The following is a 19,481-nucleotide window of genomic DNA, read 5'->3' on the forward strand; positions in this document are numbered from 1 at the left end:
GTGATCGTCACAGGGGCCTCCGGAAGGCTCGGTTCAGGTGGGTCCGAAACGGCGGCCGGCGCTCCCGAAACGCGATCACGCGCTTCCGAAACCGGCCGCCGCTGGGGCGAAGAAGAGGCCGCCGGGCCCGAAACACGGACCCCGACCGACGCGGCGGTCAGGCCTGGTGGTCGCCAGTCAGGTCCGCGACCTGGCGCAGGTGCTCGCGCTGGCGCTCGACGGCGTTGAAGACCTCCCGGTTGAGCGGGTTGCGGCCCCAGCTGTCGTAGTCGCTGCGGGCGCCGAACTCCCAGGCGGTGTCAACGCCGGCCTTCTCGCAGGCCTCGCGCTGGGACAGGTTGCTGTAGTTGTGGGCGTTGTGGACGTCGACGATGGTCCGGGCCTTGCAGTCCCAGGCCGCGGCCTCCGCCAGCGCCTTCTCCTGGGCGGTGACCAGCTGGAAGACGGTCGAGCGCCAGTGGGTGTCGGCGGTGGAGTCCAGGGAGGCGAAGAGCCGGTCCATCTCCTGGCGGGCCTGGGCGTAGGCGGTCCACAGCTCATCGGCGCCGACGACCGCGGCCTTCAGCTCGCGGACGTACCTGGCGTCGAGCCACAGCCTGCGGGCGTCCTCGTACTCGGCGGCCAGGGCCTCGCGGGCGGCATGGGTGAGGGACTCGTCCCGCCATGCCTCCGCCGGCATCACCGGTTCATTCTCGGTACCCGTGAACGGCTTGAAGGTGAAGACGAGGTTGTTGAACTCGGTCTTCGCGGTGCCCTGGTAGTTCTGGTGGTGACGGCCTTCAAGCTGCTGGGCGATCTTGTCGAAATCGCCGAGGCTGATCACGAACATGGTGTCCTCCGTTGAAGTGGTGAAGCCGGTGCGTCGGGCACCGTCGAACACCGCCGCACCCCGCTCCCCGTGCTGGCAGGGCGGGACGCGGCGGCGAACGACAGCAACCGGGCGGGTCAGGAGTGCAGCTCCCGCTGGACGGTGGGGTAGCGGGGGACCGTGAGGTACTCGACGACGGACTGAGTACTCACGCACCACACGCCGGGCACCTGCTCGTAGGGGATCAGCAGCAGCGCCTCATTGAGCATCGCGGCCAGGGCGCAGGCCTCGCCGCGCATCGCCATGAAGCGGGACCACAGCTCGTCGCGGGTCAGCGCGTCGTCGATGTATTCGGCGGTGGTGAACGCAGCAGCGGCCAGGCGAGCCTGCGCCAGCTGCACGGTGATCCGCGTCTGAAGGTCCTCGTTGCCAGGCGGCAGCGGGTTCTCCAGGCTCATCAGCGGGTGCAGATCGATGTACGGGGGCGGCACATAGGCCATCTGCTGCTCCTTCGTCAGGGGTAGGGCGCGGCCGGTGGGTCGGGCACCGACGAACACCGCCGTGCCCGGCCTCCGAGGGGGGTGGGCGCGGCGGCGAACGACAGCAACCGACGGTCAGGCCAGGGCGGCAAGGCGCCGCAGCGCCTCGACCTGGTCGGGGTGGGCGGCCTCGTGCAGGACGTGCCGCTGCTCCAGGAGCGCACCGCCGGTGGCCGGCTGCTCCAGGACCGGGTCGGCCCAGGCCGCGACGTCGCGGGCGTCGAGCTCGTCCATGAAGGCCACGTACTCGGCCTGGTCGGCCTCCTCGTAGTCGCGGTGCATCTGCTCCAGCCCGGCCTGCCAGGCGTCGTACTCCTCGGTCGTCCTCACGGGCGGTCCCTTCTCGTGTCGTAGCTGGTACTACTGCTGCTGGCCGCCGGCCTTCGCGGCCTGCGCCCGGGCGTGCATCTCGCGGGCCCGGCGCAGCAGCTCGTCCATCTGCTGGCCGGTCCAGGCCTGGTCCTCGGGGCTGCTCACCGGCCACCACCGCCGGGGGTGGGGGCGGGCGGGGCCGGGGGCGCGGGTGGGGTGCCGCCGTTGCCGTTGGCGTACGCGCGGCAGGCGGCGAGATCGGTACAGGTCACTGGGGGCCTCCGGTCTGCTGCTGGCGCAGCTGCTCGGCGAGCAGCCGCTCGGCGGCGCGCTGCGCCTCGAGGGCGGCCTGTTGGGCGGCGATCTGGCGCTGGAGGTCGGCGGCGGCCTGGATCGGGTCCATCGCGGTCACCCGGCCATCGGGAGGTCGCGGAGGAGGCCGTCGAACGCCTGGCTGGTGGCGGCCGGGCGGAGCGGACGAGCGGCAGCCGCGTTGATGGTGTCGGCGAGGGCGTCCAGGCCGACCGGGTCGGCGGTGCGCCGGGCAGGAAGTGCGATGCCAGCCGCGTACTCGCGGCCGCGCTGGCGGCGGACCTGGGCCACTGCGTTGTCGAGGAGCGCCAGCAGGGCCTCGAGGCCGCGGAGTCCATCGGGCAGGCCGTGCTCGAGGACGTGGGTCCACACGTCCTGGGTGACGTCCTCGTCCAGCTCGACGGCGGCCGGGCCGATGGCGGCGAGGCGCTCGCCCGCGGCCGCGAGGAGGCGGCAGGAGTATCGGGCGTACAGGTCGTCGATGGTGCCGCTGCTCACCGGGGTGGTGCTGGAGAGTGCCATGATGGTGTCCACGGTCGTAGTCCTCTCGTCGTTGGGTGGTGCGACCGGCGACGGCCTCGGGGCGCAATCCCGGGGCCGTCATCTGTGTCTGGCTGCTGTACGAGCAGCCACGGCCGCCCACCCCGCATGTCGGGGGTGGGCGGCCGTGGTGGTTCGTGCAGCTGGCGGTGGTCAGGCGGCGAGGCCCTTCCGCTTCCGGTGCTTCCGGGGCGGCTCGGTGGCCACGCCATCGGGCAGGGGCAGCGAGAAGAGGGGGCCCCGCGCGCCGTACAGGGGCTGCTGCCGCAGGACGTCCGTGACGAGCACGCCGACGCGGACGACTTCCCAGCCCTTGGCTCGCTTCCGCGCGGCCCGCTTGGCGGAGACGATGGGCTCGGCCGGGCGACCCTGCGCGATGTGGAGGACAGCCGGAGGCTGCGGGGCCTTGACCTTCTTCAACACCGTGGTCGGCCGACGGGCGGCGACCTGGGTGCTCCCCTCTTCGACCTGCTTCGCCCAGTGCGCGACCTTGACGTCGATCTCGACGATCCGGCGTGCGGACGGGCAGCGGGTGTCCCGCTGGCCGGCTTCCAGCTCGGCGCCGGACAGGTCGGTGGAGTAGTGGTCGCGGATGGTGCGCGTCTTGTCGCCCATGATCCGCTGCCATGTCTGGCAGTCGGGGCAGACCACGGTATTCACCTCGCCCGGGCGGAGGTTGTAGCGGCTGGGGAGCAGGGTCGAGAGCTTGAGCGGGGGGAGAGCGGAGCGGCGCTTGGTGCGGGTGCGAGCGGGCATCTGGGCCTCCTGGCAGGGAGATGGAGAGTCCGGGGAGCGGAGTGCTGCTCTCTCCGCCCGCCAGGCCCGGCCCGAAGGCCGGCGTCCTGGCGGACAGACAGCGCAGCAGCGCTGTGGTGGAGCCATATGTTCAGCCCAGCAGCTGCAGTGATTAGGAGCGGATGGGCTCGACTTGATCACTGCCGAAGCGATTGGGCCTGCACGCCTGACGGTCCAACAGGACCGCCCCGACCAGAGCCGGTTGGCTTATGTCTGAACTGTACGTACAGAAGATTGGCGCCGCAAGTCTTCTGTACGTACAGACTTGACAAATAGCCGAACGCGCAGGTCAGCGACGCGCAGTACGCGTGTCGGCACGTTCCGTCGCGGCCTCCGCCACGCCCGGCCGGCGGGCTCGGGGGCGACGGGGCGACCAAAACGCGCTATCTTCTGTACGTACAGAACGGACACGATGAGGGAGTGACGGGTGCCAGCCGACAGCAGGGCACGCTGGGAGTGGGTCTACGACGACCTCAAGCGGCAGATCGAACAGCACGAGCTGTCTGCTGGCGACCAGGTCCCCGGTGAACTCCAGCTCGCCGACAAACACAAGGTCAGCCGTCAGACCGTTCGGACCGCGCTGCAGCGGCTCCAACACGAGGGGCTGATCAACGAGGGCAAAGGCAGGTTGGGGCGCACTGTTCGCGAGTGGCGCCCGCTGGTCTACCGGCCGCAGTCGGAATTTCGGCGGAAGCCGCCGACGGTCGACATCTACACCCAGCTGCTCCAGGACGAGGGGCGCGATGGTACCCAGACCATTGAAGTGGGTGTGGAACTGCCGGACGACGCAGTGCGGCAGCGGTTGCAGCTCGCCCAAGGCGTGCCCGTCGGCTACCGACGGCGGACCAGCTTCGTCGACGGCGTGCCCTTCGCCACTGACGACTCGTATGTTCCCCTTCGAATCGTCGAGGGCTCGGAGTGGATGACACCGGGCAGCGTCGAACGCGGCACCAATCAGGTGCTGGCCGAGCTCGGCCATGAACTGGTGGAGTCGCTCGATGAGATCTACCCGCGGCTCCCGCGAGCCTCGGAACTGGAGCGGCTTGCTCTCCCGCCCGGCACCCCGATGGCCGAGCTGATCAGCACTGGACACGACTGCGAAGGGCAGCCGGTCCAGGTCACCATCTGTCTGCTGCCCGGGGACCGCCACGTGATCGTCTACGAGCGGAATCGGCGCGCCAAGGAAACCGAGCCCGAGACCGAAGAGGCGGTCGCAGAGTGATCATCGCGCGCGCTGAACTCGCCGACCTGCCGCGGCTGGCCCGGTTCCGGACCGACGCCGCAGCCTGGCTTGCCAAGGCCGGCAGCGACCAGTGGTCCACGGACTTCCCCAGCGACCACATAGCTCGAAGCATCCAGGCCGGGGACGTGTTCGTCGTCCGGGAGTCCGCAGGGGCCGAACTCGCGGCCACCATCACCCTCGACACCGAGACCGACCCGCTCCTCTGGACGGCCGACGAGCGCGAGGTCGCCGCCATGTACATCCACAAGCTCACGGTGGACCGGGCGTACGCCGGCCAGAAGCTCGGCACCCGGCTGCTGGACTGGGCCGGCGACCGCGCAGCACGGCGCGGGGCCAAGCTGCTCCGCCTGGACGCCTGGACCAGTAACCGCCGGCTCCACCAGTACTACTTGGAACACGGATTTCAGCACGTCAGGACGGTTCTCAACCCCGAAGTCGGCGGCTCGGGCTGGGTAGCCCAGCGCAAGGCCGTTGTCGCCGACCACGGGTTTGACGACCAGACCGCCAGCTAGGCAGGGGGGCGAACTTGTTGGACATTCAGCTCGTCGGAACGTCAGATCGACACGGTGCCTATGCCGTTACTCCGAGTGTTGTCCACAGGGGTAGGCTTGCGCCGACAGTGATCCAAAACGACTTCGCCGCCCGGACCCGAGAGTCCGGACGGCGTTCAAGTGGAGCGGCGCCCGGCCAGGGGCCCGTCCCGGTCAGCCACGTAAGGGGTGGTGACGTGATGCAGGGTACCCGCAGTGGCGCCCCCTCATACGCGCGGCACCCCGCCGTGGAGTCGACCGAGGGTTCTCGGGTCTCGCTCCGGCGGGGTGCCGTCTCTGTATGTGTGGCCGGCCACGGCGGCCCCCGAGGCGGGGGTGTTCCGTGACCTAGCCCTCGTCTGCGGTGCCGGACCTTTCCAGGGGTCTAGCTCCGCTGGCCGCTCCCCCGGGTTTTCCACCCCGGATCAACGCGGCCTTCCTGCTTCACCTGCTCTCGGGCTTCCCAACCGTTGAGCGGGCTTGCTGGGGGATCGGCGCCAACCGACCACCAGCCGTACTACCGGTTCGCCAGAACCAAGCACCACCACCGGTCATCCAAGGCCGGCCGCAGTACCCGCAGTCGGGGCCCTTGCAGGGGCCTCGGCTGCACCCGCACCACCACCAAGACCGACCCGCACGAGACGAACGCGAGCGAGACCCGAAAGGAGGCAGTTCGGCACCCCCCGGAGGGGGTCTTACCAACACCCACGAGGGGCGCTTTTCACGAACACCCCCGAGGGGGCGCCGCTGCGTCCCCATGTAGCTGTAGGGAGCAACGCCATTTTGCAGCAGGTCAGTAGCCCTTTCCAGTCACCCGGAGTCGTCACCGAAGGGCGTGGTGTCCCCGGTTTGAGCTCGGGCGATGTCCCCGGGGAGGGGGGCGATCTCTCCTCCCCCGTTCCTGCCTTGGGTTCTGTCCAGGGACCGGTTGGCGGACCGGTTGTCGGATCCGCCGCGCTCACTGTCGACAATGTGACGCACATCACTCGTCTGGGTGAGGCTTCGAGTGTCACACGGTCGGGTCCGAACCGGGTGGTTCCGGCCGTGCCGGTCGTTCCCGGCCAGCGGTCCGGCGGACCGGCGGAGGCCCCGGTGCCCTCGCGTACCGGCGAAGCCGACGCCGGGGAGGCCGCGTTCGGCACCCGCTTCCCAGTCGGCTGGCTCGCCCAGTTCACGGGGGATCAGATCCGGGCCGTGACCGTGGTGGGCGACTACTGCCGGAGCAAGGCCGGGTACTGCTGGGCGTCGAATGCGACGATCGCCCACGGGCTCGGTCTGCACGAGAAGACGGTGGCCGCGCTGCTGCGCGGGGTCGAGGGCGTTCTGGTGGAGTGCGAGCACCGCCAGGGCGGCACGATCGCCCGCCGGGTCGAGCAGGCCGGCCGGGAGGTGCGCGCGGTCTGGATCTCCGCGGTCGCCCGGAACGTGCTGTCCGGCACCAGGTTCAAGGTGTACTCGGCCCTGGCCTACCGGGAGCACCTGGAGACGACGACCTCGGCGAAGCAGCTCGCCGCGCTCTGCGGCCTGCGCACTGAGACCGCCCGCGTGGTCGCGGCGCAGCTGGTGGCGGAGGGCTGGGTGAGCCGGGAGGGGGAGAGCGGCGGGGCGTTCCGCTACACCGTGCACCCCGTCCCGCTGGTCGGCGTGGTGACGCAGGAGGCGCTGTTCTCGCAGCCCCAGCAGGCCCGCCTGCTGGCGGAGCCGACCGACGTTGAGGAGGTCGAGGGGGCGGCTGTCTGCGTCGGGCAGCTCGACCTGTTCTCCCTGGTGGAGCCGATCGAGACCCCCCTCGTTTCGGCTCCACCCTCCCCCCTCGATCTGACTCCACCCTCCCCCCTCGTTTCGGCTCCACAATCAAGCTCTCTTGATCAAGCTCTCCTGAACAAGCCCCTGCGCGCCGTTCGTGGTGTCGGGTCCGGCGAAGCCGCAACGTCCGTACCGCGCGACACGCGCGTATGCGAGGCCGTGGCCACCCCGGCGGTCGAGTTGGTGCCCGCCGTCGCCGGGCAGCCCAACGTCGTGGCTGCCCGGATCGCGGCTTCGCCGGAACTGCCGAAGACCCCCAGCGCGACCATGACCAAACCGAAGATCGGGGCGTTGCCTCCGATGACGGTCAGCGCCGAGGTTCACCAGGTTCTGCGCCTGGTGCCGGAGCTGGTGGACCGGATGAACCGCTGGCAGCAGCGGGAGGTGGCCCGGGCGATCGGTCAGGCGATCCGCGAGGTGGGCGGCGACGTTGAGCGGGTCGCCCAGCGGCTGGAGCGCCGGTACGTCCTGGAGCGCGACGAGATCCGTGACCCGTACGCCTGGCTCGCGGCCCCGGGGCGCAATCGCGGCCTGGTCCGGCGCGGCTGCCACCTGCCCAGCTGCGAGTCCGGCACGGACGTTGAGCTCGGCGGCGAGTGCCAGACCTGCGCGTACCACGTCGAGGGTGCCCAGCACCGGCACGCGATGCGCCGCCAGGCCGAGCGAGAGCAGGCCCGCGCCGAGTCCGGCACCGCACCGGCACCGATGCCGGCGGACACCCTCGGCCACGCCGACCAGGCCGAGGAACAGCGCCCGGCCTACTGCGACCGGCACGTGCGGATCGAGCTGCCGTGCGGCCTGTGCGTGCCGGTGCTGGACCAGCCCGCCCGGCCCGAAGTCCCCCGGGCAATCGACGGCGCCGAGCTGCCTCTGGTCACGGTCCCGGCCTGGATGACCGTGGACCGCTCTGAGGGCATCGCCTTCCGCGAGCAGCTGGCTGCCCGCCGTCGTGAGCGCGGACTCGTCGGGAGCCGCTGATGACCGTGACCACCGGTGCCGACCTGGCCCGCACCGCGCTGCGCGCCGCCCGTCAGGCCGCCCGTATCAACGGGGACGTCCCCGCCCAGCGCACCACCCGGCAGACCACGGCCGCGCCGCGGCGCGGCGCGCGCGAACCCGAGCCGATCGCGGACGTGTTCCTCGCCCTGGTCGCCGCCCACGGCTGGACCCTCGGCACCGCTGGCGGAGGCCTGCGCGACCGCTGGCCCTCGATCGTCGGCCCCGAGGCGGCCGCCCACTGGCACCTCGCCGGCTACGACCCGACCACCCGCCGGCTGCGCGTGGTCGCCGACTCCTCGGCCTGGGCCGCCCAACTCCGCTACCAGACCCGCCGCATCCTTGCCGACCTCGAGCAGCTGCGCCCCGGCACCGTCCGGGCCATCGACGTCCGCGTCGGCCCCGCCCCCGTGGTGCAGCACGACCAGGACCCCGACGACCGACCTGCCCGCCGTGACGATCGGGCCGCCGCGCAGCCGGCCCGGCCCCCGCTGGCCGACCACCACGCCTACCAGGAGCTGCGCCGCCGGATGTGCGAGGACGCCGCCGCCCGCCAGGCGGCGCTCGACGAGGCCGCCGCCGAACGGGAAGCGATCCTGCGTCAGCACTACAACCGGCTGCGCGAGCCCGAGGAGGCCCACCGCCGCGCGATCGAGGACACCCCGGCCACCGCTGCCGACGACCACGTCCGCCAGCAGCGCGAACGCCACCGTGCCGCTCTCGCCGTCGCCCGCGCCACCCGGGCCGGGGCGATCCCGCTGCGCACCGCCCGCCCGGCCCCGCCGCAGACCGGAGCGGCGTGAGCCGCAGCCGGCCTCGCTCGTTCGGGGAAAGCCGGGACAGCCGTGCGGCGGTGCGACAGGGTGGCCGCGACGACCCGTTCGCCGGCCCCGGCCCGGGCCACACCAGGCGATCAGCAGAGAGGTGGACGCGCGTGAGCGAGCAGGACCCGGACGGCGGTCCGGCCTTCGAGGTGCCCCACGACCTGCGTGCCGAGCAGCTGCTCCTCGGCACGACGATGCGCTCCAAGGACGCGGTGGCCGACGTCGTCGAGATCCTGTACCCGGCCAGCTTCTACCGGGTAGGCCACGAGCTCATCTACAACGCGGTGTTGGAGCTCTACGCGGCCGGAGAGTCCACCGACCCGATCAAGGTCGCCGCAAAGCTGACCGAGCAGGGCCTGCTCGCGAGGGCTGGCGGCCGGGACTACCTGCACAAGCTCGTCAACATGGTCCGCAGCACCGCCGAAGCCGAGACCCTCGCCACCCTGGTTGAGGACAAGGCGCTGCGCCGCCGGCTGATCGAGACGGCAACGCGCATCGACCGCCTCGCCTACACCGACGCCCCCACTACCGACCTGGTCGACGCGATCCAGGCCGAGGTGCACGCCGTGACCACCGGCCACAGCCCGAGCTGGGTCGAGGCGCGCCCGATGGCCGACGTCATGGAAGGCGTCCTCGACGAGGTCGAGGGCATCGGCTCGTACATCGGCGCCCCGGCCGGCGTGCCCACCGGCCTCTCGGACCTGGACGCGCTGACCAACGGCCTGCACCCCGGGCAGCTGATCGTCCTGGGCAGCCGGCCCGCCCACGGCAAGAGCACCCTCGCGCTGACCATCCTGCGAGCCTGCTCCTTCCGCAACGGCCTACCCGCAGTGATCTACAGCCTCGAGATGGGCCGCAACGAGATCGGCATGCGCCTGCTCTCCGCCGAGAGCCGCGTCCCGCTGCACCACATGCGCTCGGGCAACATGACCGACCGGGACTGGACCCGCGCCGCCACCCGCATGCCCGAGATCACCTCCGCCCCGCTGCTCATCGACGACGCTCCGAACCTCACCCTCGCCGAGATCCGCTCCAAGAGCCAGCGCCTCAAGGCCCAGCACGGCATCAAGCTCATCGTCGTCGACTACGTCCAGCTCCTCGACCACGGCAGGCACAAGTACGGCAGCCGCTACGAGGACGTCAACGAGGTCAGCCGCCGCCTCAAGCTCCTCGCCAAGGAACTGCAGCTCCCCGTCATCGCCCTCTCCCAGCTCAACCGCGCGCCCGAGCAGCGCGCCGACAAGCGGCCCCACATCTACGACCTGCGCGACTCCGGCACCCTCGAGGACGACGCGGACCTGGTCGTCCTCCTCCACCGCGACGACGCCTACGCACCCGACAACCGGCCCGGCGAAGCCGACCTCATCGTCGCCAAGCACCGCAACGGCCCCACCGCCACGATCACCGTCGCCTTCCACCCCACGATCTCGGCCTTCACCGACCCGGGCGACCGCGGCTACATCCCCCACCAGGCCGACGAAGACGACGTCCAACCCGCGAACGAGACGAGTGCCGGCACCGCCCCGTAGCCGCGACCGCTACCGTCAACCATGCGGCCCCCCGCCTCCACCTCGGCCACCTGGAGGACGGCGTCTACGTCGACCGGCTCGTCCAGGCCGACGAGACCACCCAGCTCACCGACCCGTTCCCGCTCGATCTGGACCCCGCGATGCTGCGCCGTAGTCCCAGGCACTGATGAGCTTCAAGTACATGTGACGTGACCCTGGGATCACGTCACATGTACTTGAAGGCAGGTTGCACTGCCCAGCGGGGATGGACTCATGGTTCATTTTGGTGATCCTGGTGTCCCCCAAGATGGACCATGAGTCCATCCCCGCCCCTTCGCTCTTCCCCACCTCCGCAACGCCCGCCGCCTGCCCTGCCGACCAGGCCGGGACCGGGCGGCAACTGCGAACCAATGCGGACTGCGGCCGTGCGGGTGGCTGGGCGCGGCGTGCTCCGTCGCCAGGGCCGTGGCCGGCCCCGCCGTCGGCCCGTCGCCGCACCGGTCACGCCGAAGACGGCGTGACACTGGGCTTCCCTGTCAAGTCAGCATGTTGAGATCTTTCAGACCCTGTGGCGGCCCTGACTAGGCTCGTAGGGGGGTGTTGAATTCTGGAGGCAACCATGGCTGACGCGACTGTGGTGGCGGCGAGCTGTCGCGAATGCGAGTACGTCTTCCCCGACCCTGCGGCTGCAGCGGCCGCAGCGGCTGGAACCCCTTGCCCGGCGTGCGGGGCGAAAGCGGGCCGACTCTATGAGGTCGATGCTTCCGCAGATGCCGGTTTGCGCGAGTTCGTAGTGGCGACAGGGAAGCGGCCTGGGCGTAAGAAGCCCTTTCTGGATCTTCGGCAGGGGGACGAGCCAGCACGAAGTTCAGGGCGATGGATGGACAAATACCGTCGCATCGACCACGACGCTGACCAATATGATGAGCTTGTAGTTGACCAGGAGACCGGCGTCATCGTCCACGAGTGCCACGAGCCGCTGAGGCAGCACTTCGGGCATGGGTCCGACAAGCCGTCCAGCCCCTCGGAAGCGGACCAGGACGCCGAGAGGCCCGGAACTGACGGCTAAGGCAACGTGCGTCGACGCCCTCATGGCAGGCATCCCATCCCTGGCGGACCTGAGGGAGGCGACGAGCAGCTGCAGGGAGTCCGCCGCGGAGGGCGACCAGGGTCGGATGGGCCGTCTACAGCCAGCCTGATGCCCGCCGACGGAGCAGCTGCCCAGTTCATGCTGCACGTCCTTCCCTGGTGTGGATAACTTCCGCTTCGGCCAGCAGCGACTCCAGGCGCAGGTTGCGCACCGGCGCCAGGTAGGTGTCGATGGTGACCTGGCGGGTGGCATGGCCGAGCAGGCCCTGGACCAGGTGCCACGGGTCGCCATACAGCAGGGCGAAGTCACGGCGCTCGCGCGGGCTGAGCCCGAAGCGCCGGTCCAGCAGCGAGTTCAGCACCACCAGCATGATCAGCGCCATGCTGTGCCGGGCGCTGTGCACGGTGGCGAACGGGGCATAGATCCGGTGCGGATCCACCCGTCGGTGCACAGGCGGCTCCAGGATCAATCGACAGCGCTGGTTCGCGGTCCGGAAGACGGCCTCCCAGGAGTGCGGGTGAAAGGGCAGGCCGGCCTCGTTCAGCCACAGCCACAGCGGCTCCGGACCGTCGGGCCCCTCGGTGAACAGCCACATCCGCTCCCACCAGGCCAGGGTGTCCAGCCCCCGCTCGAAGACGACCCCGTACTGGTCCCTCCAACGGACCTTCCGCCTGGGCCCGCGGGTGACCTCGGTGACCAGCCGTACGTCGGTGAGCCGTTCGTAGCGGCCCTTCGCCTGCGCCTTGCGTACCGCCCAGGCCCACGAGGACTCCACGTACGACTCGATGTCGCGCACCGCCTTCGCCGAGGCGTAATAGGTGCGCGAGGCCTTCGACCGGGTCACCGCCCCCGCGACACGCCCCCGGTAGTACCGGCTGCCGGCCAGGCGCGCCACCGGCAACTCGACTGTCAGCAGCGACCCGCCCTCCTGACGCCGCAGACCAGAGGAGAGCACCAGCTCGACGAACGCGGTGTTGCGGTCCTCCAGCCGTCCCACCCACCCCGGCTCCACGGTGCCGTTCGCAGTGCGGCCGCGCAGACCGATATCCGTCCACAATCGCCAGGTGCGCGCGGCGTCAGCCAGTGCATCTCCGACGCCGCCGGTTTAACCAGCCCGCTCGAGACCTCCCGCGCAACGCCGTACACGTCGGTGACCTGGCGCATCGTCACTGGGCTCATCGACACGTACCGCTCCCGCCGGGCCCAGGCGTACAGCGCGGTGAACGCCGCCAGCTCCCGGTTCCACTTCGATGTCCCCACCCGGGACGGATTCTCGGACGCGCTCAACCGCCAACCTCGGAAGTCCGCCAGATCCCGCTCCCCTGCCTGCGTCCAGTGCCGTCCCCGGGCAGACAGGAAGTTCAGCAGCAGGCAGATGTCCGTGGCGTAGTTTCGCCGGGTTTCCGGCTCGAACCCGCGAAACCGCGAGGACTGACCGAACCGGCACAGTAACGGATCGATCCGGTGGTCTGGCCCGACGAACACCGCGTCCCCGAGCCTCATCCCCGACTCCGACCAGATGCTCTCGGCCGACTTCGACGGGGCCAGCCAACCGGGGCGAACCCAGAACACTCACCAGTCAGGCACTGCCGCTCCTCTCTGTACCGGTGCACCACCTGCCCTCCCGCAGCATCCGCCTCCGGGGGCGCCGGTCCGTGCCGCTGCCGCCGCCCGGGCCGGTCACCGCCGCGAGCCTGAAGACCTGAAGGTGGCTGGCCCTCCTGCGCCGGTCACGGAATTGCGGCTGCCGCCGCAACCGGGCCCCAGGGGGCCCTTTCCGCGCCCATGAGTTCCAGTGGCTGATGGTCGTGCTGGGCTGGTGCGCCGGCTTCGTTCGTCGTCGCTGTACCAACGACCGTGGTGGCCCCTTCAACACGGCGACCGTATCGGGACCTGGGCAGTTGCCATCGAGCAGGCGGCCGACGCCCGTGCTGGGCGGAGCCACCTGCCGGTCCGGCCTGCATCGAGTACTTCGGCCTGCCCACCACCAAGCGGTTGCCGATGTCACCACCCACCTGACGAAGACCTTGTTTCCCACCTTCACGACCTGGGAGCGCTGGCCGGGACCACCCAGCAGCCCGCACCCACCACAGGACCGCAGCGCCAGCAGCGGCAGGGCACGGGCACCAGCCACTGAACTCGTAGGCATGGAAAGGGCCGTCAAGGCCCGGGTCCGGCGGCAGCCGGACTTCCATGACTGGCGCAGTGACACCCGTCGGCCCCGGCCATCAGGGCCAAACCGAGCCCGGCCCGGGCGGCGGCAGCGGCACGGGCAGCCAGCCCGCCGGAGGCCACCCCAGGAACAAACCTGCAGGTCAGAACCCTTGCAGTAGCCGCTGTGACACAAGGTGCCGCAGGGCCCGCAGGTACGGGAGCGCCCGGTTCTCCCGCGCAGCGGGTGTATGAGAGAGCCCCGCCCGCAAGAACCGGCCAAAAACGTGCTCTGACCTGCGAAAATGACCACTTTGCGTCAGGCATTGTTTGGCCCTGGCCAGCAGGGCCAAACGCCCGCGACTTTGGCCCTGCTGGCCAGGCCAAACCGGCGGGCGTTATCCACAGCTTCCCGGGCCTACCGTCAGGCGCAGCCGGGCGACTCGCCGAGACGGTTTGGCCCTAAGGGTAGGGCCAAAGCACTATCACCGGTGATAGTGTCCCGGTGACATTGGATCAAGGAACCTGGAGAGCGCCGATGGCTGACAAGCCCAAGCTGGGCTACGGGGAGCAGCTGGTAACCCGGCTCGACAGCCGGGGGAACGTCGTCTACTCGGTGCAGAAGATCTCGGGCCGCACCTTCGCGGAGTCCGACACCACCAAGGGCTACACGACCGACGCCCCGCTGATGATGCTCACCCTCGCCCAGATGGACATCCCGCAGACCTGGATGCGGACATGGTGCACCCTGGTCGGATTCCAGCAGATGAGCGGAAAGGCCCCGCGCCGGGCGCCGCTGGGCATGGTGAAGACCACCCACCGCGACATCAGCGCCGCCTCCGGCGTCTCGCGGACCTACGTGGGCGAGTCGCTGCTGTTCTTCAACGAGATCGGCTGGCTGCGGACCGCACGCCGCTCGGTCTACCAGCTGAACCCGTTCCTCACCTTCGCCGGGTCCAGCGCCGACCAGGAGCTGGCCCAGGAAATCTGGGTCGCGGAGGTGCCCGAGTTCCTCATGCCGGGCCCGGAGTACGCCACGGCCTGGCGCAAGGAGCGCCGCGAGGAGCAGCGGTCGGTGGCCAAGGCCGCGAACGTCGTGCTGCTCGGCTCGAAGGCGGAGAAGAACGAGATGCCGGCGGCGGCCCCGAAGGTTCGGGCCGTCCGGAGCGCCTGAGAGACGGCGAGGCCCGCTCCGTTGCACCGGAGCGGGCCTAACCTGACATTGGATGCTCAACGTATCAGCAGCCGGCGGGCGCTCCGCGCCCCTGACCGAGGACTCCAGATGACGACCACCCGGTACGTCCCGCCGATCCCGACCACCGAGTACGTGACGATCAGCCGTGAGGCGCTGGCCGTCCTCAGCCTGGTCGAGCTGACCGCGAACAGCTTCCGCCTGGTGAACACGCTGCTGGCCTACCAGGATCCGGAGACGGGGTGCGCCGGCCTCTCCCAGGCCGAGATGGGCACCCTGCTGGGGCTGAGCGCGCCGAGCGTCAACCGGTCCGTGAAGCAACTGGCGGACAAGGGCCTGGCCTGGCTGCTGGAGCCGGGTGTCTACCAGATTCACCCGCTGCTGACCGGCGGCAAGATGCGGGCCAGCCTGGCCTCGGTGCCCCGGATCGACTCCCTCGACCCCGAGCGGTTCGGCGAGCGACTGCGGCAGCGCTACGAAGGCCAGCTCGCCAACCTCGGCATCAGCGCATAGTCAGCACGACCTGCGACGGCCCGGGCAACCGCCCGGGCCGTCTTCGTTGGCCCTGCCAGCAGGGCCAAAGCACTACCACCCGTGATAGCGGTTTGGCCCCGCAGGTGGGGCCAAACCGAATGTTTCACCAGGTGAGGCAGTCGGCCCTCGTTCTGGCCCTGCTGGCCAGGGCCAAAGCACTAGCACTGGTGATAGCGGTCTGGCCCTACCTGTAGAGCCAGACCGCGAGGCGGCTACTCGGCTCGGGCCCCGAGGTAGCTACGGCTTGACCACTCTGTTCTGGAGATCTGAAACAAGCCTGGCTGCGGCCCCCAGGGCCCGATCGCTAGCACCGGTGATAGCGGTGTGGCCCACCGGCCTGTCCGAGCTGCGAGACTGGTGATCATGACTGACCGTCGCAGGCTCTCCCTGCGCTTCTCCGAGTCCGCCGTCGAAGCCGCCGTGCCTGCCCAGTCCGGCGGGCGCCGGCTGCTGCCGGTCGAGCAGGGCGCCGACTTCCGCCAGCCGCCTGGCGAGACCGCGGCCGCGCCAGCACCGGCCCGGCGTCCGCTTGCGGCCGGCGGCCTGACCTTCTCCGACCCGGACCGGCAGATCTGACCGGCCCGACCATCCCCACCGTAGGCCCCTGACCTGCGACGGTTGACTGGTAGGCCCGCATGTTCAGGTGTCGCGTATTCTGCGGGCGGATCCCAACCTCGTCACGGTGAGTGGTCACACTCGCCGGGATCGTGGCGTGGTGGAGAAACAGTCTGTTTCGACCTGTGCGGGACCGCCGCAGCCGGGCTGGGACGGGGCTGTCCCAGCCCGCGTCTCAGCGGGCGTTTTTCTGGGGCTTCAAGGCGGCTGACCAGGTCTGCCCGGTGCGCCACGTCCGACCCGCATGAAAAACTGCACCCCTTGAGCACCCAAGCAAGACAAGAGGGGAAGAGTTGTGACACGACCGGTCCTGACCAGGGTCCACCGGGCGCTGATTTTGCTCGTCGCGTTGGGTGCCGCGTTTGTCGCCCTGATCGGCCTGGCCGGCTCGTACCTGGCCGTCCGCCACGTGGCCTTCGGCGTCGGGATGGGCACGTTTTCCTACGCCTTCCCGATCGGCGTGGACGTCGGCATCCTCGTCCTCCTCGCGCTGGACCTCGTCCTCACCTGGCTCCGCATCCCCTTCCCGCTGCTGCGCCCTACCGCCTGGGCCCTGACGGCGGCGACCATCGCCTTCAACGCAGCGGCGTCCTGGCCCGACCCGCTGGGTACGGGGATGCACGCCGTCATCCCGGTGCTGTTCATCATCATTTCTGAGGCGACGCGGCACGCGATCGCCCGGCTTGCGGAGCTCAGCTCGGACCGGACCATCGAGAAGATCCGGCTGATGCGCTGGCTGCTCGCTCCCCGTCAGACTTGGGCGATGTGGCGCCGGATGCAGCTGTGGGAGATCCGGAGCGTGGACGATGCGGTCCGGCTGGAGCAGGCCCGCCTCACCTACCTCACCCTGTTGAAGGACGCTCCGGTTGGTCCGAACAAGAAGCTGCCTGCGGCCGCGCGCTTGCCGGTGGATCTGCTTGAGCTGGGTGTGCCGATGGAGATCACCTACGAAGACGGCCTCGCGGCCGCCGGCGTCGCCACCCGCCCGATGGACCGGATCTTCGCCGCACGCGCAGCCGCCGACGGCCGGCCGAAGCCGCAGGCTCCGGAGAGCGCGGCCCAGCTGCCGACGGTCGCTGGTCCGCGCAAGGAGCTGACTTCAGCGGACGGCGAGATACCGTCCACCACTGCCGGGGAACGGACGGAGCCGATGCGGGCACAGTCCGAGAGTGTTGCGGGCGCGCCGTCCGGTCGGCCAGCCGCTTTGCGGGAGTCGGCGGGACAGGCCGTTGCGGGTGCGGGACCGGGCGCCGAGGCCTTTGCGGTTGCGGGCAGCCTCGGTCGGCAAACCCCGGTTCCTGCGCAGGCATATCCCGAGTCTTTGCAGGTCAGCGCACTTGCGGAAGGCCTTGCGGGCCCGGCACCGGCCCCGGTGCACGCGGTGCGGGCCGAGTCGGGACCGGACCTGATGGTCACGTACGAGCAGCCGAACGCCCCCGATTCCCGCACAGCTCTTGCGGGTGCGGGACAGTCCGAGCGGCTGGTGCAGGAGACCTCTGCAGTCCTTGCAGAGACCACCCGCACCGAAGGGGCCGCCCCCGCTGCCGACCCGGGCGAGGACGACCTGCCGACCATCGACCCCACACTGGCGGACCAAGCGCTCGCCAAGAACATCCCCTTGAAGTGGGCCATCGGCTTCGCCGTGTTGGTCGCTGAGCACGGGCGCCACCCAGGGCCCGAAGAACTCCGCCGCCACCTCTTCAAGAGCCCCTACAACCTCCGGGCGCGGGGCAAGGGCGACCAGCCGGTGAGCCTGCGCAGCGTCGAGCGCTACTACAACGACCTCAAGGACCTCTTCCCGCTCCCCATCCAGGAGGACCAGGAGCAGCTCCAGCTGGAGAACGCAGGGGTCTGACCCTCGCACCACGACGACGGTCCGGCCCCTCGGGCGCCGGACCGTTTCACTGCTGCTGCGCACGCTACGGTCAGCGGGCCGCTTCCGCCTCGTAGCGCCGGATCAGGTCCTGGCCGGCCGGACCGGAGAGCGCGGGTACAAGCGCGGCGTCGGCCACGACGGTGTGCCCCGCCATCGGCACGAACCCGGCGGCGTGCAGCGCGGTCATCAGCGACTGGTGACTCCGGCCGCCGCGCATGAACGACGGTGCGGTCGCCACGACCGCGGAGCCGCCGATCCGGGCCAGCAGCTCACCGAGCAGCAGGACATCGAGACCGGCGTTGGCCCAGGGATCGCCGACCGACAGGTGGCCGAGGATCACGTCGGCCTTCTGGGCCGTGCCCTCCCTCTGGCGGCGGCCGCGCTTGACCGCTGCGCAGAAGCGGCATCCTGTGTACTGCGCTCCGCGTGAGGCGACCCCGGCCGGACCGTGCTGAGGTGCGGGGCCACCTCCTTGCCGCAGGCCTGGCAGTGGCATCGCCACGCTTCGCCCCGCTGGCTGGCCGGGGCTCCAGCGGTTGCAGACTCGCTGTCAGCATCATGGCGACGGCGGCCGCCTCGCTCACCTGCCGTGGCACCCGAACCCCTCTGTCTGCGGATCGCGAAAGCACGCTGGCCCAGACTGTCGGGCGGGACCGACAATCCGGGCCGGAACGGGAATCCCTTGACAGGCCGGACGGGCTGGTGATTGGCCTGCGGTGCAGGACGGCCCCTTCGGTCAGAGGGGATAACCGGGGTAAACCCGTTGCCAGAGAGGTGAGGGGATCACTACGGTTATCCCATGTCTGACGATGAAGCGCGCACGCCCTTGGGTGCGAGCGAACAGGGGCGCCTTGAGCTGGCCATTGACGAACTGACATCCGCCTTTGCACGCGAACTGGCCGGGGTTGTAGGCGGGCCGAGAGTGGACGGGCCGATCGACCCGGAGGATGACAGCAGCGCGGACGAACCCGAACGCCTCGCCTACCTACGGGTCCTCAAGCACGCCGCCGGGCACCTCTCCAACCGCACCGACCAAACCGCCCTCGGACTCATCGACCGCGGAACCGACCTGGAGGACGTCGCCCAGGCCCTCGGCGTGGGCGTCCCTGCCGTGCGCAAGCGGTTTGGCTCCGTTCGCCAGGGCGAGCGAGTTGCCGTCGTCATCTCACGGCGCGATCGGGTGCGGCACGACGAGAGCGATCCCCGAGGGAGTTTCGGCGAGGTCGGCGGGTACGAGCAGTACGCGAGCGACCGAGGGGTCTGGCCCATCGGCGCCGGTGTACGGGCGCAGGCTGAGTTCGCCATCGTGGCCGTGGACGGAGTAGTCCGACGCGTCTACCGGATCGACCCTGACGGTTGGCGTGAGCACTCCCCCCGGCTTTGGGAGTTCACGGCCGTCGGGGGTGTGCCGCTCACCCCTTCCGAGATTCGGCAGGCCCAGCTCGCAGGTGACCTGCCCCTGGTCCCGGGCGACTCCTGCCCCACCCGCGCTGGCGGGGCTTACCGACCACACCGATTCCACCCGACCGCCACACCGACGCCGTACGCAGAGCTGCGGTAAGGCGGTGCTCAGCACCGTGCAGCAGCGAGCCCCGGTTCGGAAGCTGACGCCATCGATGACAAAGGAGCAAGCAGCATGACCGGTTCCGTTCCCGACGCCGTCCGCTACTTCTGCACTGCCACCCTTACATGGGACACGCAGACACAGACGCGGATGCCTGACGGCCGCACAACTCGCTACACAACCAGGCAGTGGGTTGCCACCTCTTTCCCCCGCTTCCGCGTGGACCCGCGGTCGGACCGTGAGCAG

19 protein-coding genes are annotated in these 19,481 nt (G+C 70.2%); 10 read left to right on the forward strand and 9 right to left on the reverse strand.

The features are described 5' to 3' along the window. Nucleotides 1-157: 157 nt before the first annotated feature. From ACZ51D_RS34075 to ACZ51D_RS34100, 6 genes are all read right to left on the reverse strand, one after another. A complete protein-coding gene (locus ACZ51D_RS34075; protein ID WP_465664437.1) occupies nucleotides 158-829 on the reverse strand; it encodes a hypothetical protein in 672 nt (223 codons plus the stop codon). Between the two features lie 116 nt (nucleotides 830-945). After that, nucleotides 946-1,308 (reverse strand): hypothetical protein, encoded by a 363-nt coding sequence (locus ACZ51D_RS34080; RefSeq protein ID WP_465664438.1) that lies wholly within the window; start codon nucleotides 1,306-1,308, stop codon nucleotides 946-948. Between the two features lie 114 nt (nucleotides 1,309-1,422). After that, the gene (locus tag ACZ51D_RS34085) at nucleotides 1,423-1,677 is read right to left on the reverse strand and encodes a hypothetical protein (protein ID WP_465664439.1); all 255 of its coding nucleotides are present in this window, start codon (nucleotides 1,675-1,677) and stop codon (nucleotides 1,423-1,425) included. A gap of 250 nt (nucleotides 1,678-1,927) precedes the next feature. Beyond that, nucleotides 1,928-2,062 carry a hypothetical protein gene (locus tag ACZ51D_RS34090; RefSeq protein WP_465664440.1) on the reverse strand — a complete coding sequence of 45 codons (135 nt, stop codon included), beginning with the start codon at nucleotides 2,060-2,062 and terminating at the stop codon, nucleotides 1,928-1,930. A gap of 5 nt (nucleotides 2,063-2,067) precedes the next feature. Further along, nucleotides 2,068-2,505 carry a hypothetical protein gene (locus tag ACZ51D_RS34095; RefSeq protein ID WP_465664441.1) on the reverse strand — a complete coding sequence of 146 codons (438 nt, stop codon included), beginning with the start codon at nucleotides 2,503-2,505 and terminating at the stop codon, nucleotides 2,068-2,070. A gap of 159 nt (nucleotides 2,506-2,664) precedes the next feature. Further along, nucleotides 2,665-3,267: a hypothetical protein gene (locus ACZ51D_RS34100; protein WP_465664442.1), complete on the reverse strand. Its 603-nt coding sequence runs from the start codon at nucleotides 3,265-3,267 to the stop codon at nucleotides 2,665-2,667. Nucleotides 3,268-3,733: 466 nt separating this feature from the next. Between ACZ51D_RS34100 and ACZ51D_RS34105 the strand changes: the two genes are divergently transcribed. The 5 genes from ACZ51D_RS34105 (at nucleotide 3,734) to dnaB (ending at nucleotide 10,234) form a co-directional block, all read left to right on the forward strand. Next, nucleotides 3,734-4,528: a GntR family transcriptional regulator gene (locus ACZ51D_RS34105; protein WP_465664443.1), complete on the forward strand. Its 795-nt coding sequence runs from the start codon at nucleotides 3,734-3,736 to the stop codon at nucleotides 4,526-4,528. Then, on the forward strand, nucleotides 4,525-5,061 hold the full coding sequence (locus ACZ51D_RS34110; protein WP_465664444.1) for a GNAT family N-acetyltransferase: 537 nt from the start codon (nucleotides 4,525-4,527) through the stop codon (nucleotides 5,059-5,061). Before ACZ51D_RS34105 ends, ACZ51D_RS34110 begins: the two co-directional genes overlap by 4 nt. A 1,110-nt stretch (nucleotides 5,062-6,171) precedes the next feature. Beyond that, on the forward strand, nucleotides 6,172-7,863 hold the full coding sequence (locus ACZ51D_RS34115) for a hypothetical protein (RefSeq protein WP_465664445.1): 1,692 nt from the start codon (nucleotides 6,172-6,174) through the stop codon (nucleotides 7,861-7,863). Then, entirely contained in the window at nucleotides 7,863-8,684 is an 822-nt protein-coding gene (locus ACZ51D_RS34120) for a DciA family protein (RefSeq protein ID WP_465664446.1), read from the forward strand. Before ACZ51D_RS34115 ends, ACZ51D_RS34120 begins: the two co-directional genes overlap by 1 nt. A gap of 131 nt (nucleotides 8,685-8,815) precedes the next feature. Beyond that, nucleotides 8,816-10,234, forward strand: a complete 1,419-nt coding sequence (gene dnaB, locus ACZ51D_RS34125) for a replicative DNA helicase (protein ID WP_465664447.1) — start codon at nucleotides 8,816-8,818, stop codon at nucleotides 10,232-10,234. A gap of 1,205 nt (nucleotides 10,235-11,439) precedes the next feature. Here dnaB and ACZ51D_RS34130 read toward each other — a convergent pair. Both ACZ51D_RS34130 and ACZ51D_RS34135 read right to left on the reverse strand, forming a co-directional pair. Further along, on the reverse strand, nucleotides 11,440-12,300 hold the full coding sequence (locus ACZ51D_RS34130; RefSeq protein ID WP_465664448.1) for a hypothetical protein: 861 nt from the start codon (nucleotides 12,298-12,300) through the stop codon (nucleotides 11,440-11,442). After that, nucleotides 12,213-12,806 (reverse strand): site-specific integrase, encoded by a 594-nt coding sequence (locus ACZ51D_RS34135; protein WP_465664449.1) that lies wholly within the window; start codon nucleotides 12,804-12,806, stop codon nucleotides 12,213-12,215. Before ACZ51D_RS34135 ends, ACZ51D_RS34130 begins: the two co-directional genes overlap by 88 nt. Nucleotides 12,807-13,992: 1,186 nt before the next feature. Between ACZ51D_RS34135 and ACZ51D_RS34140 the strand changes: the two genes are divergently transcribed. From ACZ51D_RS34140 to ACZ51D_RS34155, 4 genes are all read left to right on the forward strand, one after another. Then, the gene (locus tag ACZ51D_RS34140) at nucleotides 13,993-14,628 is read left to right on the forward strand and encodes a hypothetical protein (RefSeq protein ID WP_465664450.1); all 636 of its coding nucleotides are present in this window, start codon (nucleotides 13,993-13,995) and stop codon (nucleotides 14,626-14,628) included. A gap of 108 nt (nucleotides 14,629-14,736) precedes the next feature. Then, nucleotides 14,737-15,159, forward strand: coding sequence for a helix-turn-helix domain-containing protein (locus tag ACZ51D_RS34145; RefSeq protein ID WP_465664451.1), 423 nt, complete (start codon nucleotides 14,737-14,739; stop codon nucleotides 15,157-15,159). Between the two features lie 384 nt (nucleotides 15,160-15,543). Next, the gene (locus tag ACZ51D_RS34150) at nucleotides 15,544-15,756 is read left to right on the forward strand and encodes a hypothetical protein (protein WP_465664452.1); all 213 of its coding nucleotides are present in this window, start codon (nucleotides 15,544-15,546) and stop codon (nucleotides 15,754-15,756) included. Nucleotides 15,757-16,090: 334 nt separating this feature from the next. Next, the gene (locus tag ACZ51D_RS34155; protein WP_465664453.1) at nucleotides 16,091-17,650 is read left to right on the forward strand and encodes a DUF2637 domain-containing protein; all 1,560 of its coding nucleotides are present in this window, start codon (nucleotides 16,091-16,093) and stop codon (nucleotides 17,648-17,650) included. A 70-nt stretch (nucleotides 17,651-17,720) separates the two neighbouring features. Here ACZ51D_RS34155 and ACZ51D_RS34160 read toward each other — a convergent pair whose 3' ends face one another. Next, nucleotides 17,721-18,011, reverse strand: coding sequence for a hypothetical protein (locus ACZ51D_RS34160; RefSeq protein WP_465664454.1), 291 nt, complete (start codon nucleotides 18,009-18,011; stop codon nucleotides 17,721-17,723). Nucleotides 18,012-18,470: 459 nt separating this feature from the next. On the opposite strand from ACZ51D_RS34160, the gene ACZ51D_RS34165 reads away from it, so the two are divergent. Then, nucleotides 18,471-19,232, forward strand: a complete 762-nt coding sequence (locus ACZ51D_RS34165) for a hypothetical protein (protein WP_465664455.1) — start codon at nucleotides 18,471-18,473, stop codon at nucleotides 19,230-19,232. Nucleotides 19,233-19,481 lie beyond the last annotated feature (249 nt).

This window comes from Kitasatospora sp. NPDC033851 (assembly GCF_055576085.1).